This is a genomic window from Arthrobacter castelli DSM 16402, from assembly GCF_000430705.1.
Classification (GTDB): domain Bacteria; phylum Actinomycetota; class Actinomycetes; order Actinomycetales; family Micrococcaceae; genus Arthrobacter_C; species Arthrobacter_C castelli.
The window spans coordinates 18,345-34,856 of sequence record NZ_AUMN01000012.1; the positions used below are offsets into that span (position 1 = coordinate 18,345).

Below are 16,512 nucleotides of genomic sequence, written 5' to 3' on the forward strand. Positions count from 1 at the left end.
ATATACCGTGTTGGACAAATGAGTCAGGAGCCGCCCGCCACACCTTGACTCACCGCATCGGCCGGCCGTCCCGGTCCTGTTCAAATTTCTCCCGCTTGCGCGTCTCGTCACGGGCCTTGTCCCGCATGGTGATGGATGATTTATGCGTCAGGCGCACATCGGAGACGGCGTATATCCCTTTGGCCAGGTTTTCGGTCCGATCGGCGATCGAGTAGGCCAGCAACTGTTCAGTGACCTGTGAGGTCTGCTTCACCTGTTTGAGACTGTCCTCGAGGTGACTCAGTTGTCTCTGGCTATGGGCCTGGTTCTGTTCCATCGCCTCCATGCGTGCGGCCAGTGAGCCCAGCAGCGGGTTCTGAGACCGGAACAGCTCAACGGCGGTGGACGTGGAAGCATCAGTGTCGACGTCCACGTCGAATTGTGCCGACAGCGCGGCGATCACCAGGGCCGGCTGGGACAATCTTTGGCTGAACTCGCGGGCCTCGTCAGCATCAATACCCCGATCGCGCACCGTCGCTGCCCGCACCTGTTCCTGCAGGGCCGTGATCAGAACATCGGGCAGGCCCCGCACCTGCAGCTGCTTCTTCGCCCGAGACAAGTTGAAGCCGGTGCGCGGCAGGGCTGCGGTATTACCGGCCCCTGCTGGATTCTTGTGCGCCGAGGCCGATTGGACCGCAACCTGCTGATCAGTCTTGCGCTGTGTCGATACAGCCGACACGGCCTGGGCACGATCGCGTTCTGAACCCTGTTGTGCCGACGATGACGTCTCGGGCACAACAACGGCAGGCTCCGCCTGCGGCTCAGGGGAGCCGGGCTCGGGTTCAGGCTCAGGCGCAGAAGCGGCATCAACGTCTGGTTGCGCCGGTGCCGCCGCTGTAGTCTGCGTGGCTGCTACCACATCAACACCGGAAGAATCATCGGGCCCGCCCGGCTCAGACTGTCGCCGATCACCGACGGCCTGAGAGTCAAAATCGTCATCAATGTCCCGGTCGGGTTCAGGATCCGCGCCGCCTGGCCGGGCGGGCTCGCCGGTCGCGACCGTGTTGGGCCGGGTGGTCAGATACGACATATCGACGTCCATGGCCTCATCGACTGAGGCGTTCTGGAGCAACTCGTCAAAGGTCCCACTCACGCCAGCTCACCGTCTTCGTCGTCCATCAAATAGTTGTCCCCGCGGGTCAGCCCGATGAGCGTGTCGAAACCCTGGGTGGTCACACGCTCCAGGTTTGCTGAGTTCGTCGACAGTGCCTTGACTTCGTCGACGAGCTGGTTGATCCGGGCGATCTCCAGCGTGGGAAGGTCATAATCAAGATTCTCGCGCCGGATCTGCTCGCCAATGGCATCGGCGATGTACTCGTTGACCGTCAAGGCCCGTTTATCCGCCCAATACTGCACCCGCTGTTTGGTATCGGGATGCAGCCGCACGGTCGTGCGTTCACGACGGTCCTGGCCGGGTTGTGTCGTTGCCGCCATCTTCGCGACCTCCTTTATAATCATCATTCAACTCATGTATCAATCAATTCTAACCAGCATTGTGAGACAATCACGCATCACTTGGCCGATCATCAGGTCAAACACGCCGACAGGGACGAGCTGAAATCCGACGACTGCCACAGTTGCTGGTCCTTTTCGTCGGGGATGTATTCAGCGATAGATCCGGCCGCGATCTCGGCCCCGCCGGCGATAAAATGCAGTGTTTGCTGCGAAAAACCGGCATCCAGCACTGCCTCGCTCAGACACCGGGCGCTGTCTTTAATCAACTCACTCTGGCGCTGACCGCCGAACGAGGACATCATCGATACCAGGCCCGGCTTCAACTGCTCCACCGTGGTGATCGGTTGATCCCGGTTGATGTCGTACTTCGAGGGCACATGAATATACGACGATGGCGCACTCGCCTGTGGTGTGGGGCGGTTGGTCATAGCAGACTGCGCATCGCTGCCGGGCTGTGCCTTGCCGCCGGAGCCGGCGGCAGAATCCTCGCCGGCATTCAAATCAGCATCGGCACAACGATCGACCAGCGTGCGAAACTTCTGGCCCATCAGGGCATCGGCAGCGGTATTGCTGACGTCGGCCCGCAGCGCTGAACCGACCTCGGTCCACCGGTCGCCGCCGCGTTCGACAATGTATCTCTGCGCCTCGATAGAGAGGCCGACCTGCTCTACCGCCTCGACAAAGCACTGGCCGCCGTCGGAGCTGGTGTGCAGACTGCCGTAGATCATCCGGTTCAACGCTGCGCCGAGCTCTTCGTCACTGACCGGCGAAAGTGCCGCCTTCGACGACTTCGGCTGTGCCGGTGCTGCTGCTGACTTCGACGGTGTCTGCGTTGACTGTGTTGGCTGTCTCTGCGGCGGTGTCGCTGTACTGGTCGCGCCGGGCCCGGCGGTGTGGCCGGCGGTGGCATCACCGCTGCCGCAACCGGCCAGCATGGTCACCACCAGCACGGCCGCGCCGCCTAAGACTGCTTTGGACATCATGTTCAAGGCATCTCCCGATTCGACTGATAAAGCTTCTTGATTTACGAGTCCATCATATCTGATAGATAATAACGATCATCGATTGAATGCTGGATGCGCCGTTGGTTGGTGTGTTGAAAGTTGACAGGTGGGCCCGGGATCAGCACAGCTGCTCCGGGACAAGCATGGAAAGAGTGACTGAGGCAGTTGCGTTAGCGGTAGCTGCCGGTCTCGTCGCGATCTCGTCGCCGCGGTGTCACAACCGCGACGACCTCGACGCACGAGTCGTCAGTCACGCCATGACCGCACATCGAGGTGCGGTACGCGCAAAAAGGGGAATACCCATGTCCTATGCAGTCATCTACGGCAACAACCTGTGCCTGAAGCACCACTCAAAGTCCGAAGCCCTCGCCAGCTTTTTCGCCATCGCGACCCGGCACGCCAATGCCCAGATCTTCGCGATCTGCGGATCCAACTTCACCAACCTCACACACAACGCGTTGTACGCCCGGGAGAATGCCTGATGCCTGAAAACATCGAACACACCGCTGTGATCACCGTGACGCTGCCGGTGAGCCTAGACGGGAACACCTGGTATCCAATCGTCTTCGAGGCCGAGTCGGCCGATTACCTCGACTCTCAGATCCAGACCTGGATCATCACCCACCGGGATCAATTGATCATCGGCGACGAGAACACCGACTACTCACGACTGCCCAAAACCTGTCAGGCACTGCTGTCGCCGGTTTACGAGCATGCCTGATCAAACACACCGCGCACGTACACAGCGACGGCGTCTACAGAGAGATCGATCATCATGGCGTTCAAAACCACCCGGACACGGTTTGAGACCGAAGCAGAAGAACAGGCACGCCTGGCCGAATTTCCCGAAGGTTCGTTGACCCACACATTGTCCACCCGGCCGGTGAGCCTCACAGAGGATTCGCTGGCCGATCTGGCCATTGAACTGCCCTGGCACGGCGATAAACACCATCAATACCAGGTCATCGTCGAACCGATTGAGTTCCGCGGTGTCCGACCGGATGGCTACATCAATCAGAAATCGTCGCTGCGCAAACGCAACATCGGTTCCTGGATCTGCCTGGTCGTGTCCTCGAACCACCCGTCGTATCCGCCCGCGAATGCAGGCCATCGCGTCACCATCAGGACCGACGAGCTGGTCCGGGGCCACCAATCCAACATCTGAGTGTCCAACGGCGGCAAAAAGCTGCAACAAACCCGCCTGCGCATGTGCCGGTGATCGAGCCGGTCACCGACACAGGCGGACTATACACCACACCAAGGAAACCATGAAGCCCATATCAAGATTAGCCGCGGCACTGCTGACTTCACTGCTGGCGATCATTGCTCTGTCCGGCTGCAGCATCGGCCTGTTTGAAGACAAACCGACGACAACGACCCCGCCCACCGACCAACGTGCACAGATCACCACCGAGGTGGTGCGCGTCATCGACGGCGACACCGTCGCCGTGAAGCCGGTCGCCGGTGTCCTGGAGGCCACCAACGAGGCCGGCGACGAGCACTCGGTGCGCCTGCTGGGCATCGACACTGCCGAGATGAACACCTATGAAACAGCCACACCCGAATGCGGGGCGCAGGCCGCCACCGACCACCTCAAGACCATGCTGGACGCCGGCACCGCCGTGACACTGACCTATGACGACCACGCCGACCACGCCGACCACACCGACCGCTACGGCCGGTCCCTGACCTATCTCAGCACCGATGGCGGCGGTGATGTCGCGCTGCGGCAAATCAGCGCGGGTTATGCGGTGCCCTGGTATCCGGACGGCGAGCCTGAACCACAGCGCTTCGGCATCTACAGCACCGCCGCCGACAAAGCAGAAGCAGCAGAGGCCGGCGCATATGCATACTGCACATCCATTGGCCGCAGCTGACCCAAATAACCAAGGAATCACTCATGAGACAGAAACACCCCATGGAATTAAATGACGTCACCCTCGTCTACGTTGACGACGATGATGTCGAACATGAACAGCCAGTATCCGACGTCACCTGGTCGGGAACCCTCATTGATCCGGACAGCGGCCACGATCTTGAACTATCGCATGTAGTCATCAACCAACCGCCATCGTCGGAATCCGCTTCCCGCGCCGCAACAAACAACAACCATGACTACAGCGGAGGTCACGATGACGGCTACCGGGCCGGTCTGCAGAAAGCCCGTGATGCCATCGCCGACGGTGAACTGTTCAACCGTCAACAAGTCAAAGAGCTGCAACAAGCCCAGGAGCAGATCATTGTCTCCGTCATCGGCGGGCTCGACCAAGCTTTGATCGAGGTTGCGGCAGGTGCCGGTCTCGACGAGTTCGCCGGACAGATTGCCCGGATCCGGTCTCAACTCCAGGACCAGGGATAAACGACGGCAAAGTCATGGCACGGACAAAGAGCACAGCGGGGCGGCAGCACAGCTGCGCCGGGGGAGGGCAGTGACAACACGTTCACCGCCACCGCCGCGTCACACGAAAGGATTGTCCTTCATGTTCGCCATGTCACCACTGCAAAGCTGGGCCGTCATCGCGCTCATCCTCGGCTGCATCGGCAGCTGGGTCTTCAACTCCGTTACCGCAACACACGAGCGCGTCAACAATGACGTCGTCGTCGAGCACGCCCGCCGGAGTGAACCTGAGTCCGTGCCCGTCGAGGCACCCGAACCCGTCGCGTCAGTGACGGACATACGCTCAGCGCGCAGCGCCGGCGATCACGGAACCGACGACGAAGAGGACTGGCTTGCCGCCTGGCGCGGGGTCCTGTAAGTCACTGCTCAACTGAACCCATCAACGTGGATTACCTCGAATCCGAGATTCGTCGTCTGCACATGTGATCTCCAGCTGAGAAAAGAATTTGAACACGTCAGAATCAGCGCAGCTGATTCGAGATTCGTGATGAAAGAGACACACCATCGACAAGGTCGATTCGGGTGTGGGAATGAAAGACAACTACATACTTCGCACTACGCACTGATCAGAACAATCAAGGAGAAAACCATGTCGAATCCTGCCAACAACGGAAACCTCGTCGGCCGTCTCGCCCGCGATCCGAAGGTTTGGGAAAACAGCGACGGATCCAAGAAGGTCGCCTTCACCGTCTTCGCCGATCGCAACTACAAGAACAACGGCGAGGTCCTCTCCGACGCGGTTCCGGTTGAGGCGTTCGTGCGCAAAGACACCGACTTCGAGGCCACCCCGTTCGCCAGCCTCTTCCAGGGCAGCCGCCTGGCGCTGAGCACCTCGCTGCGCATGGACAGCTACACCCGCGGCGACGAACAGGTCTACGACCTGAAGGTCGTCGTCGAAGCGGTGACGTTCCTGGAATCGAAGACCGAATCCCAGAAGCGTCTGGCCAAGCGCGCCGCCGAAGCCGGACAGGTCAACCAGCAAGCCGCTGCCGCTGTTGCCGAGCCGGTTGCCGCCGTGCCGGGACAGCAGTCCCTGCTGACAGATGATCAGGTGTCGGCCCTGCAGGATGAGCCGCCCTTCTAAGACCTGACAGCGCTTTGAACTTCATCGAGGCGCTGGCAGCACCATAACTGAATAACAACTGAATACACCGATTGGCCGTGCCGATGAACACATTTGCTTCATCAGCACGGCCAATCTTTTTTATCAGCCTTTACGTTGCTGTTCTTTGAATCCACTGCTGCCAGGCCCTGGCCAGCCGCAAATGCGGGAAGCCTGCCAGGCTCGTCGTCGCAGCATGCGCCTCGATCCAGGTCAGTGCTGATTGACGGCTCGTAAAGCCGTAGAACGCCGTCATGTCATCAACAGAATAGGACGGCAGCCGGCCCCATTCCGGTACAGAAAAATCAGCAACCATCACGCCGAACAAGCCGGTATCTGGGCCGGAATCGGCTTCAAGCAGGTAATACACGCAGCGGCCGTCCGCGCTGCGTGTGGCCCACTGATCTAAAGGTCTGCGATACGTGGCATCCGTGGTCGTGGTGGGCATTGGCCGCGTGGTTTTATCAATCATCAATGAATCAGTTTACAGTAACGCACAATCGTTGGCTGTGTGGCCTTGGAGATGGATCAGCATAGCTGATCCGAGTGGGGGATTGAAAGAACATCTTCATCCACTCACGGAGGTTTCGACATCATGACACTGCTTCTGGAGCACACTGCCACGCCGGCAAACAAGAAGACAGCCAAACCCGCATACACCGAAGCCGACCGCGTCGCCGACCGCCTGCTGTGCCGGACGTACCTGCGCCAGTGGAAAGAAAGTTTTGGTGGTTGGCCAGCACCCGAGTCCGGTATCAGCTTCACCACCTTCGCAGCCGCAGCCGATCGTCTGGCTGCACCGATCTATCACTGAACGTTCAAACACACCCGCGTCACGAAGAGGAGAGTTGATCATCATGGCGTCAGCCACCAAGGACACCATGCTCAGCAAGCGCTGCCCGAACGGGCCCGGCGGCCGCGACTGCCCGTGCTGCGGAGACAAGCCAGGCAAGAGCCGCACCGCGCCCGCCGGCGAACCAAGCGCGCCGAACGCCGCAGCTGGAAGAAGACCGTAACCCGCAGCGAAGACTGAACCGTTCAGTATCACTAACGAAGCAAAACAGATATCACAGGAGTTCATCATGACCGCTACTCACACTGCCGCCAAGACCCTCGCCGATCTCACGGTGGGCGACCAGGTCACCGTCAAGCGCAACCTGAACCACTCTCACTGGATGGTGGTCGTCGACAATCCCCGCGAAGGCAGCCGCCGGGTGCCGAACCCGGATCCCGACGAGGTCATCGGCACCGCAGCAATTATCGACCGCCGTGACGTACCGGCTGTTCCCGGTTGGTGCGGCCGCAGTGCCACGACCCTGGTCAGGCTGCCCAACCACCATTGGTATGACCTGGCCGACGGACTGCAGAACGGCAGCCGGGCCACCCGCATCGAACCATCCGTGAGGTTATGACACGGGCCGACGTGCATTACGCCGACCCATCACGACCGACCCTGCTCCGCCGCACCGGAGCAGGGTCGGTCGTGATGGGTCGGCATAGACAGAACTACGAGCATGATGGCCGAATACGCCTTGCGCACCTACGGCACCGCGCCAGTGGCGATCACGACCGGCACATTAGAATGGGCTGAAGCGTACCAAGACCTCTCGCGAAAAGGAGTACACGATGGCCGCGCTCAATATCACTGATCTGGCCGGGGTCGTGTACTCCTCGGGCAAGGTGTTCGACGGCCTGAGAACCGGTCGCCTCGACACTGAGAACTTCCTTCGCTCGGGAAGTCTCGAGGGCGTCACCTCGCGCTCGGATCTCGCCCTGCTGCAGGACATGCGCGACGTCGCTCAGTTCGTCGTCAACTACGGGAACCAACCTATCGACGCACGGTTCGTGTGCGAGGTCAATGCGCAGCTCACTCGCAGCGCAGCGATCGAACCCGGAAAGCTCCGGGCTGCCGACCCGCCGATTGGAGTCAACACCCGACACGGTCGGCACGACCCCAAGGCGCTCACCGATGCGGGATTGCAGCAGATCATCGACGGCTCGCTGGCGGCCGGGGACCCGGACGAGAATGCGCTTGACCTGTTCGTCGATCTCGCGAAGGCTCAGCCCTTCCAAGACGGTAACAAGCGCACGGCGCTGTTCGTGGCCAACGCCCGGCTCCTCGGTGCCCGGAACAACAGAATGCTTACGATCCCGGTCGATGAGAACGACCCGTCAGTAGCTGACAGGTTCAATGACTTGCTCGCGCGGGCGTACATGTTCGACGAACACGACAGTGTCAAAGGCATGCTCCGTGAAACAGGATTAGTCGACATCGAACCCCAGACTCGACTGTAGCTCAGCCGGCGGGCTGAAGAGCCCTCACGCCTCGACCACCTAAGGGGCCAGGTCAGTACGAGCCGACCAGAAGTTCACCATAACAAACCCCGGCGGCGGTGCGTACGCACCGCCGCCGGGGTTCTCTTTTTTCGCATCCTATTCACGTGCCAACCCGTAGTAGCAAGCGTGACGCAGCACAGCTGCGTCGGGAGGTGAACCAACAACCAAGACACCCGGCTAAGAACGAGGAGACCGTTATGAGCACCCTGCCCACCGTTTTTCCGCGCGTGCCGCTGAAGTGCATGGATCCATCCATGCTGGTCTTCGAACTCGACCGCGAGAGCCACCGGCTGATACCCGACTCCTGTGAAATGATCACCTCGGCGGCGACCATGGCCTCCTTCCTGCACCGCGAACAGACCCGCGCCGTCCGTGGCGATATGCCCAAGGTGCCCTACATTGAGCACCCGCTGCGCGTGGCACTGCGGCTGATCCGCTGGGGCGCGCGCGACGGAAACCTCATCGCCGCGGCACTGCTACACGACGTTGCCGAAGACTGTGCCGCAGAGCTGGTCGACATCTTCGGCCACGGTGACGAAACAGTGTTCGACTGCCTCGGCCGGCTCTACGGCGGCGACGTCGCAGAATGTGTCAAGACAGTGACCAACCCGACCGACGGAACTGGCTATGAAGAGCACCTGTGCCGGCTGGCTGATTCACAGTCACCGGCACTGCTGATCAAGGCCAGCGACCTCAAAGACAACGCCGGTTCGATCCGCCACCAGCTCGGCCACGGCAAGGACAGCCGGATGCTGTGCCGGCTGCGCAAGTACCTGCCTGTCGTCGACATCGTCTCCACCGAGCTCATGAACAGCGGCGGCGGGGCCATGCCTGGTGCGGTCACCGCGACGGCTGCCATCAAGATGACCGATCTATCCATGGACCTGCTACAGCTGGCCGATGAGCACAACATCGTGATCTAAAGACAGCACGGACCAGGATCAGCTGAAAGAAAGGAAACCAACGACCATGTCAAACAACCCCACCTTTGACCACGTGGCCAAACGAGCGAAAAGCGCTACCGGCAAACTGGTCATCGTGTCCCTGGTCGTCATCAACGTCGGGCTCATCGTGCCCAGCCTGATCTTCAGTATCCAACTCAATCAATACAGACCCACACTGATCATCATCGGTATGAGCCTGGCTGTATGGGCTGTCGGATACAAAATCGTCAAGCTGATCCGGGACAAACTGGCCCGGTGGCGCAAGTCGAAGGCCAAGCCCACGGCAGCGGACGAATTCCAATCCCGGTTGGAGTCCGACTGGACCGACATCAAATGGTGATCGACCATCATGTCAAATCACTTGAAACCATCGAGAACCCTCCCTGCTCCAGCATCACGCTGGATGCGGGGAGGGTTCTTTTTTGCTCTGGTCTGTTCTGCTCTGGTCAACCACCACGGCCGCTGTAGATTCCGCATAAAAACGGCTCTCTTGATGTTCAGGTGGGGGCGGAAGGGCCAAATTCGGGGTACATGTACGAAAGTTTGTGCATCTTCGTTTCTTGGAATGTCTCGACGGCGGTCACTCCGGTTACTTTTGGAAGCTGTTCCACGAGGAGCTGCCACAGGTGCTCATGATCCCTGCAAACTATTTGAATGTACAGATCTGCCCGGCCGGTACACGAGGAGATATAGGTCACTTCAACCCATTCCGTCAATTCGTCAATAGCGGCCGTTTGTTCACCGAGCTGCACATTGAGCAGGCAGAACGCCATCGCGCGATAGCCCAGTTTGAATGGGTCGGCGATTGCGGCAATCGTTAACACACCTTCAGACTGGAGGCGGTTAGCCCGTCCCCGTACTGTTCCTTCAGAGACCCCGAGGCGGCGGGCTATTTCGCGATATGACTCGCGGCCATTGCTCTGCAGAATCGTTAATATCTTGCTGTCAGTTGAGTCTAATTGTGTCTCTACTTTGCCACCTGTGGAGTTCTTAGTTGCCCTTTTCATATCGCATACTTTATCGGAATGGCCGGGCAACTGTACGCAGTGGCCACGCTCACATGCCCTTCAGGGTGGGTAAGCCGGTCGCAAGGAAACCACCGTCGACATAGAGCGCCTGGCCTGTTACCCAGGTCGCCTGATTACAGAAGAAGGCGACGGCTTCGGCGATGTCGGCTGGCTGCCCCCATCGTCCAAGTGGTGTACGCGAGAGCTCGTGAGCCGCGATTGGGCCTTCGCCGAGATAGTCGCCGCCCATGGCGGTCTCACTCGTACCCGGGCCCACGCCGTTAACAGTGATGTTGTGCCCCGCGAGCTCGACTGCCAACGTGCGGGTCAACAGCAAAGCGGCACCCTTGGACGCGCAATAGGCACTTTCGTTCGCGAAACCTTGAACGGCGGCGTTCGAAAGAATATTGACAATCGAGCCGCCGCCGTTTTCTTTCATACGACGGCTGCCTTCCCGGCACATGAGGAATGGTCCGCGCGCGTTGACCGCCATGATCCGGTCCCACGTATCGACTGACGTCTCGTGCACCGGGTGGTCGGCGAATATCCCCGCAGCGTTAACGAGAGCGGAGGGGACGCCGAATTCGTTCTCCATCGCGGAAAACACGGTCACCACACTGCTTTCGTCGGAAACGTCTGTCACGTGTTGCCAGCTATCGACCCCCTTATCGGCCAGGAGCTTCGCCGTTTCGTCGCACGATTGCCGGTCGAGCAGGGCAATGCGGTAGCCGGCGTCGGCGAGCCGGAGGGCAACGCCCCGGCCAAGCCCCTGGCCCGCACCGGTAACTGCTGCGATTCTCTTCTCTTCGGCCATGACTTTCCTTTTCGTCCGTAGATGAATTGCGCGTATATAGCAGGGGCTCTCGCGAATGGTGACGGCGCCGGACGTCCGATGATGTCGGGCGTGCCGGCGCCGTCACCATTTACCGACGGAGTCTTCTCATGCTTCTTGCGGCAGCGACTTGCCGAGCCAGTCTTCGTAGAACCCTTCAAGGTCTGGCAGAAAATCGAACACGATCGGGAACCCGGGCGGGGCCGCCTCAACTTCCAAAAGGGTGACGCAGCCGGGGCAGATAAACTCTCTGAGCTCCATCCACTCCGGATCACATGTGTACCGTCCGGGATAAATCTCGGCGATGCTCTCCCTGTCGCCGCGGACGCGGATGAGGGCCTGGTTCTTCCAATTGTCCTGGTAGGAGCCGAATTCATGGCCGCAATCGCATTTCACGATCCGGTTCTCCCCGCTTTGCACGATGTAGAGATGCTCACCGATCGGCAACAGGATCGGGTGATGCCATGGTACGCGCTCCTGCAAGATCGACAGATACTTGTCGAAGCGATCGTCGTCCTTATGTGCGCTCATGATCGCCCGGGTGGACGGCCACGGCATGGACCCGTCAATTAAGTCCGCAATTTCTGTCTTGTCGTAACTAGCCATCTGTTAATTCCAATCCGTTCTTGAGGGGGTGAGTGACCGCGCCGGATTAGCGCCGTGAGCGCTTCGCGATTTCGTAGTCGGACGGAAGGCTCCAAAAGTTCCGGAACTCGCCGGCGAACCGCGGCGACAACTCCATGCTGTCGCGATACATTTCCCGTACTTCCGGGGCGAAATCGCCGTCTGCGACCCGGCTGCGTGTTTGTTCGATCCACTCGCTGACAGGGAGGGCGTTCGCCAACCGCTCGTCGTGAATGTTGCGACGCCTGGACTGGGTTGCTTCCGCATTCACGGTGCTGGTGTTGTCGTTGGATTCGACGACGACCCCGTACACGTTCTCGGCGGCATCGGCCGTCACGTAGCCGTTGGCGACGTCACGAGCGATTGAGCCGGCGTCGCGTTCCAGCGGATCTCCGTATCCACCCCCGCCGTTATAGGAATGCGCGAACAAATCGCCGCTTTGCAGAGGCTCGGCCAGGTACGGACCTTCGTCAATCTTCGTCTGTCCATCGGTAAGACGTTCTATATCGGACTCGTACGGGTTGTCTCCGATCGAATGCGGAAGCGGCTTGCGCTCCGCGGCCCGTTGTTCGATTCCGGCGTCTTTCACAGAGTGATGGAGCTGCACCGTCGGAGCTGGGTACCCGCCGCACATTCCTGCGTTGTCGAACACTCGGCTGGAATGTTCGGAGGTCGCGGGGATCAGAAGTTCCGTGTTGGTCACCGCCCACAGCGATTCGAATCCGCTTCCGCCGCGGTAACGACCAAATCCACCGGAGTTGGGACTGATGGTACGACCCAGATAGACCATCGGCATGTCCTGCTCCCAGATCTCCATATTTCCCATGTCGGATTCCGGGTTCCATCCCACGTAGGCGGTGTCGAGCCCGTCCTTGATGCCGAGCGCTCCGCTGCCGGCGGCGGCGCACTCGAACAGGGCGATCCCGAAGTCACCGCCATACTGGCTCTCGCCGCCCATTTCCATCATCGGGCTATTGACTTGGCCGACGAATACCTCTTCCTTGTAACCGCGGCCTAAGAATCCGCGGCTGAGCATACGTTGGAAACAGCCGAACGCCGGTAGGAGCAAAGCCCACGACGTTGCGGTGGCAACTGTTTCCTTGTCCGGGTTCGTCCAGGTGCCCAACGGCAAATTCATATCGGTGGCCAGCCAGGCGCCGTCGTTGACCTTGCCGTCGAAGTTCATGTGCTGGGTCAAGGTGACGAACATTCCGCCGTCCATGCCTGCCGGCGTGCAGTTCATCGAGTGGTAGCCCCATGAGTTCGTGCCATCGAAGTCCAGGCTGAGTTTTCCCTGGCGGGTGACTTCCATTTCCATCGGAATCGCATACAGCCAGTTCCGGTTGCCTTGCGGAAGGACCCCTTGCTTGCCTTCGGTCACGTGGCCGAAGAACGTGTGGCCACGGTACCGACCGGGGACTGTGAGCTGGCGCACGCGGGCGAGCTGTGCCCGGCGTCCCTCTTCAATGAATTCCTTGGTTGCCCGCTTGTAATAGTCGAGGCCGACTTCGTCGATCAACTCCCTGACCTGTTTACGGACCTCGAGACATGCGGCGACCTTGGCCTTATCGTCCAGCACCCAATAGATCGGCATCCGCAAGTTGCGTTCGAGCCGGATGAGATAGTCGCGGCGCAGTTCGTCATCGTAGCCGACCTTCTCGGCGCAGACCATGAGCCCTTCGGTATAGCGCTCCTGTGACAGGGCGACGTCACCGCCGGGTGTGATTCCGCCGACTTCCAATTCGTGAGCCACTGCGGCGACCCACCCGATCAATTCGTCCTCGTGGAAGATCGGGATCGTGATGATGACATCCGGTGCCTGGACCGTGCCAATGAATGCGTCGTTGTTGGCGAAGATATCGCCAGGCCGGATGCCGGGCGATTCTTCGTAGCCGTTCTGGATCATCCATTTGATGAATCGGCTGGCTGTATGAACGTGCACCATAATGCCGGTAGACAGAGCAATGGCATCGCCTTCGGGAGTGTAGATGGCGACGACGCTTTCGCCGACTTCCCGGACCCCGGGGGACGCGGAGATTCGGCGCGCCATCTCACGAGCGGAGACGACCATGGACCGGAGTTTAGTGTGCATGCTCTCGTACTTGAGAGGATCCGCCGCACGGAGTTCCAGGTTTTCGAGACCAGCATAACTATCTGTCTCTTTCAGCAGGCGTTCGCTTTCCAGAAGGCGCTCGTGGAGCGTCGTTACGCTTTGTGGTTCCGTTATCGGTGTTGCAGTCATTTCAACCTACCTTTTACTCGGACTCAGAGGAATCTTCGGCGTGCTCGTAGTGCACGATGGTCCATTCGTCGACCCATACGCGGTCGCCGGCCGGTATGACGAGGGTGGTGGCGGGATGTTCGACCACGGCCGGGCCGGCGACGACGTTTCCGGGCTTCAAGTAGTCCATCTCCCACAACTGGGCCTCGTGCCATTCGCGGTTGTAATACATCGACCGCGTGCCCTTGAACGCCTCGGCGAGCGGGGTCTCACCCTGCAGCGTCTCGCGCACGAGTTTGGGCTTGATCTTTTCGACCTTGGCCACGATCCCCAGCTCGGTGATGCTGTGGCCGGCCTCGCGGTACTGCGCTACCGCTCCGTTGATGGCGGCATACAGTTCGTCGAATTCCTTGATGACCAAATCCAGGTCGGAATCCGCAGTGATGCGTTGCATGGCGAGCGGCACTTCCACGTCTTCGAGCTGACCGGTGTAGCGCATCTGGGCGAACATTTCGAGCTGTACATCGGCCGGGGCGTGCCCCTCGTCACCCATTTCCGAGGTTGCGGCTTCTTGCAGTCCCTCCCATATCCTATTGATCTCCTCGGCCACACTGTTCCGGTGCTCGGCATCGGCATTCGGCGGCAGGGTCAACTGGACTGAACGGCTATACCGCCGTAAGTAATCGGCGGTCGTGCAGCCAAATGCCGAGAATGCGGCGGCAAAGGGGAACGTGAGGATGTTTTTGAATCCCATACCGCGGCTGTATTCGGCCATATGCAGTGGGCCGGAACCGCCGTAGGCCATCAATGCGTAGTCTGCCGGGTCGACGGCTCGGGCTGAAATCATCTGCCGCATGGATTCTTTCGCATCCATCTCCAGCATATTCGCCATGCCTTCGGCCGCCTCGTAAACGTCGACGCCAAGTGGATCGGCGACCTTCTCCTTGAATACGCTTTTTGCGGCTTCGACGTTCAGCTTCACTTTTCCGCCGAGGAAGTAGTCCGGGTTCAACCGGCCCATAATGACATCGCAGTCGCAGACTGTTGGTTCGGTGCCGCCCATATCGAAAGCCACCGGGCCGGGGGTGGATCCGGCGCTCTCAGGGCCGAGACTGACCTTTTTGGTCAGCGGGTCGACCTTGATGATGGTGCCCGCACCGGCCCCGATGCTTTCCATGGAGATGGTGGGAAGGTTCAGCTTGAAGCGGGCGAGGGTGGGTTCATTTTCGATCGGGATGTTCCCGCGGGTGATCGCGCTGATATCGAAGCTGGTGCCGCCCATATCGCTGACGATCACAGAATCGGATCCGATAATGTCACCGACGTATTTCGCCCCGAGAATTCCTCCCACGGGTCCGGAGATCATCGTCTCGTGCAGCCGCGGGTAGCGGATTCCAGCGAGACCGCCGTAGGACAGGACGGTTTGGACGCCGTATCGGAAGCCTTGTGATTGCGTGGCTTCCTCGACGCCCACCAATTGTTCGCGGCTGACGTCGGCAGCGTAGGCCTCGATGACGACGCTGTTGAGTCTTGATTGTTCGCGGATCACCGGACGCACCGATGATGACCGGTAAATGGGGACCTCGACATCACGCTTATTGAGTACGTTTTGCACGATCTCAGTGATTTGTCGTTCGTGTGTGTCGTCCACATAAGAAAACATGCAGCACACGCAGATCGCCTCGACGCCTTGGGCGACGAGCTCTTCGGCCGCTTTCTCCGCCTCGTGTTCGTAAACCGGCGCCACCACATTGCCGAATTGGTCGATACGCTCGGTCACGCCGTAAATGCGATGCCGGGGAACAAGCGGTTCCGGCGCCTGGTGCGTGACCGCGTGAAGCCGGTCCGGATACGAATAATCGGTCCAGGCTTGCAATCCGCGGCCCATCAGGATGGCATCTTCCATCCCCCGGGTCACGATCAGTCCGACTCGGCGTCCGGTCCGTGAAAGCAGCGTGTTCAGCATTCCGGTACCCGAATAGAGCACTACAGAGAGTTGCTCAAACGCCTCTTGTGACGTCAAATCCCAATATCCGGCGGCGTCTTCGGCCGATTCGAGAAAGCCGACCGACTCGTTTTGCGGCGTGGTCGATGCCTTTCCGACCGCAAATCGTCCGTCCTCATCGACGAGGAGGGTATCGGTCATCGTCCCTCCGGCGTCGATCCCAAGTACTAATGGTCGAAAATCGTTCACGAGATGTCCTTCCATATCCGTTTGAAAGACCAACTTGATCTTCCGGATGCCCCTCGATTCGGCGTGAGCGGGAAGCCCTCCGATGGGAACACAGTCGCCACAACCATTGAGTGACACCACTTCGGGTGCCTGCATATACTACGCATTGCAAAATAGTTCATGCTTACCAGAAGGTAATTAGTAGCACAATTCCCCATAAACTACGCATTGTCAAGGATGGTGCCGATGGGGGGCCTGCGCCCCGGCCCGCGACCTGGACCACAATCACAACGGCACAGGCTGTACTCGACCGATCGGGCAAAGGCACGAACCGCCCAGCGACCCCGGGGCGGCATTGGGTCGATTGCGACCCGTG

21 protein-coding genes are annotated in these 16,512 nt (G+C 59.7%); 12 read left to right on the top strand and 9 right to left on the bottom strand.

Annotated elements, in window-relative coordinates; translation table 11 throughout:
- Window positions 1-49: 49 nt before the first annotated feature.
- The 3 genes from H535_RS0113615 to H535_RS0113625 form a co-directional block, all read right to left on the bottom strand.
- Window positions 50-1,132 carry a hypothetical protein gene (locus H535_RS0113615; protein ID WP_026819979.1) on the bottom strand — a complete coding sequence of 361 codons (1,083 nt, stop codon included), beginning with the start codon at window positions 1,130-1,132 and terminating at the stop codon, window positions 50-52.
- Window positions 1,129-1,473: a hypothetical protein gene (locus H535_RS0113620; protein WP_026819980.1), complete on the bottom strand. Its 345-nt coding sequence runs from the start codon at window positions 1,471-1,473 to the stop codon at window positions 1,129-1,131. Before H535_RS0113620 ends, H535_RS0113615 begins: the two co-directional genes overlap by 4 nt.
- 92 nt (window positions 1,474-1,565) lie before the next feature.
- Window positions 1,566-2,477 carry a hypothetical protein gene (locus H535_RS0113625; RefSeq protein ID WP_035769648.1) on the bottom strand — a complete coding sequence of 304 codons (912 nt, stop codon included), beginning with the start codon at window positions 2,475-2,477 and terminating at the stop codon, window positions 1,566-1,568.
- A 323-nt stretch (window positions 2,478-2,800) separates the two neighbouring features.
- Between H535_RS0113625 and H535_RS0113630 the strand changes: the two genes are divergently transcribed.
- The 7 genes from H535_RS0113630 (at window position 2,801) to H535_RS0113660 (ending at window position 5,980) form a co-directional block, all read left to right on the top strand.
- Complete coding sequence (locus H535_RS0113630; protein WP_026819982.1) at window positions 2,801-2,980, top strand: hypothetical protein; 180 nt, start codon at window positions 2,801-2,803, stop codon at window positions 2,978-2,980.
- On the top strand, window positions 2,980-3,219 hold the full coding sequence (locus tag H535_RS0113635) for a hypothetical protein (protein WP_026819983.1): 240 nt from the start codon (window positions 2,980-2,982) through the stop codon (window positions 3,217-3,219). The genes H535_RS0113630 and H535_RS0113635 overlap by 1 nt, the downstream gene beginning before the upstream one ends.
- Window positions 3,220-3,273: 54 nt before the next feature.
- A complete protein-coding gene (locus H535_RS29375) occupies window positions 3,274-3,663 on the top strand; it encodes a hypothetical protein (RefSeq protein ID WP_051299298.1) in 390 nt (129 codons plus the stop codon).
- 103 nt (window positions 3,664-3,766) lie between these two features.
- Complete coding sequence (locus H535_RS27830; RefSeq protein ID WP_051299300.1) at window positions 3,767-4,375, top strand: thermonuclease family protein; 609 nt, start codon at window positions 3,767-3,769, stop codon at window positions 4,373-4,375.
- A gap of 23 nt (window positions 4,376-4,398) precedes the next feature.
- Window positions 4,399-4,857 (top strand): hypothetical protein, encoded by a 459-nt coding sequence (locus tag H535_RS0113650; protein ID WP_155838691.1) that lies wholly within the window; start codon window positions 4,399-4,401, stop codon window positions 4,855-4,857.
- A 121-nt stretch (window positions 4,858-4,978) separates the two neighbouring features.
- Complete coding sequence (locus H535_RS0113655) at window positions 4,979-5,254, top strand: hypothetical protein (RefSeq protein WP_026819985.1); 276 nt, start codon at window positions 4,979-4,981, stop codon at window positions 5,252-5,254.
- A gap of 231 nt (window positions 5,255-5,485) precedes the next feature.
- Window positions 5,486-5,980: a single-stranded DNA-binding protein gene (locus H535_RS0113660; RefSeq protein WP_026819986.1), complete on the top strand. Its 495-nt coding sequence runs from the start codon at window positions 5,486-5,488 to the stop codon at window positions 5,978-5,980.
- A 130-nt stretch (window positions 5,981-6,110) separates the two neighbouring features.
- On the opposite strand, the gene H535_RS25495 is transcribed toward H535_RS0113660, so the two are convergent.
- On the bottom strand, window positions 6,111-6,470 hold the full coding sequence (locus tag H535_RS25495; protein WP_026819987.1) for a hypothetical protein: 360 nt from the start codon (window positions 6,468-6,470) through the stop codon (window positions 6,111-6,113).
- Window positions 6,471-6,593: 123 nt separating this feature from the next.
- Between H535_RS25495 and H535_RS0113670 the strand changes: the two genes are divergently transcribed.
- The 5 genes from H535_RS0113670 (at window position 6,594) to H535_RS0113690 (ending at window position 9,619) form a co-directional block, all read left to right on the top strand.
- Window positions 6,594-6,812, top strand: a complete 219-nt coding sequence (locus H535_RS0113670; RefSeq protein ID WP_026819988.1) for a hypothetical protein — start codon at window positions 6,594-6,596, stop codon at window positions 6,810-6,812.
- Window positions 6,813-7,080: 268 nt separating this feature from the next.
- Entirely contained in the window at window positions 7,081-7,410 is a 330-nt protein-coding gene (locus tag H535_RS0113675; RefSeq protein ID WP_026819989.1) for a hypothetical protein, read from the top strand.
- 214 nt (window positions 7,411-7,624) lie between these two features.
- Complete coding sequence (locus H535_RS0113680) at window positions 7,625-8,293, top strand: Fic family protein (RefSeq protein ID WP_026819990.1); 669 nt, start codon at window positions 7,625-7,627, stop codon at window positions 8,291-8,293.
- Between the two features lie 239 nt (window positions 8,294-8,532).
- Window positions 8,533-9,258, top strand: a complete 726-nt coding sequence (locus tag H535_RS27835; RefSeq protein ID WP_026819991.1) for an HD domain-containing protein — start codon at window positions 8,533-8,535, stop codon at window positions 9,256-9,258.
- A 46-nt stretch (window positions 9,259-9,304) separates the two neighbouring features.
- On the top strand, window positions 9,305-9,619 hold the full coding sequence (locus tag H535_RS0113690) for a hypothetical protein (RefSeq protein WP_026819992.1): 315 nt from the start codon (window positions 9,305-9,307) through the stop codon (window positions 9,617-9,619).
- Between the two features lie 157 nt (window positions 9,620-9,776).
- Here H535_RS0113690 and H535_RS0113695 read toward each other — a convergent pair whose 3' ends face one another.
- The 5 genes from H535_RS0113695 to H535_RS0113715 all read right to left on the bottom strand — a co-directional run bounded on the left by H535_RS0113695 (window position 9,777) and on the right by H535_RS0113715 (window position 16,157).
- Window positions 9,777-10,286, bottom strand: a complete 510-nt coding sequence (locus tag H535_RS0113695) for an Lrp/AsnC family transcriptional regulator (RefSeq protein ID WP_026819993.1) — start codon at window positions 10,284-10,286, stop codon at window positions 9,777-9,779.
- A gap of 49 nt (window positions 10,287-10,335) precedes the next feature.
- Entirely contained in the window at window positions 10,336-11,100 is a 765-nt protein-coding gene (locus tag H535_RS0113700; protein ID WP_026819994.1) for an SDR family NAD(P)-dependent oxidoreductase, read from the bottom strand.
- 126 nt (window positions 11,101-11,226) lie between these two features.
- The gene (locus H535_RS0113705) at window positions 11,227-11,724 is read right to left on the bottom strand and encodes an acetone carboxylase subunit gamma (protein ID WP_026819995.1); all 498 of its coding nucleotides are present in this window, start codon (window positions 11,722-11,724) and stop codon (window positions 11,227-11,229) included.
- Window positions 11,725-11,770: 46 nt separating this feature from the next.
- On the bottom strand, window positions 11,771-13,984 hold the full coding sequence (locus H535_RS0113710) for a hydantoinase B/oxoprolinase family protein (protein ID WP_035769650.1): 2,214 nt from the start codon (window positions 13,982-13,984) through the stop codon (window positions 11,771-11,773).
- A 13-nt stretch (window positions 13,985-13,997) separates the two neighbouring features.
- On the bottom strand, window positions 13,998-16,157 hold the full coding sequence (locus H535_RS0113715) for a hydantoinase/oxoprolinase family protein (RefSeq protein WP_211236596.1): 2,160 nt from the start codon (window positions 16,155-16,157) through the stop codon (window positions 13,998-14,000).
- Window positions 16,158-16,512: the final 355 nt, after the last annotated feature.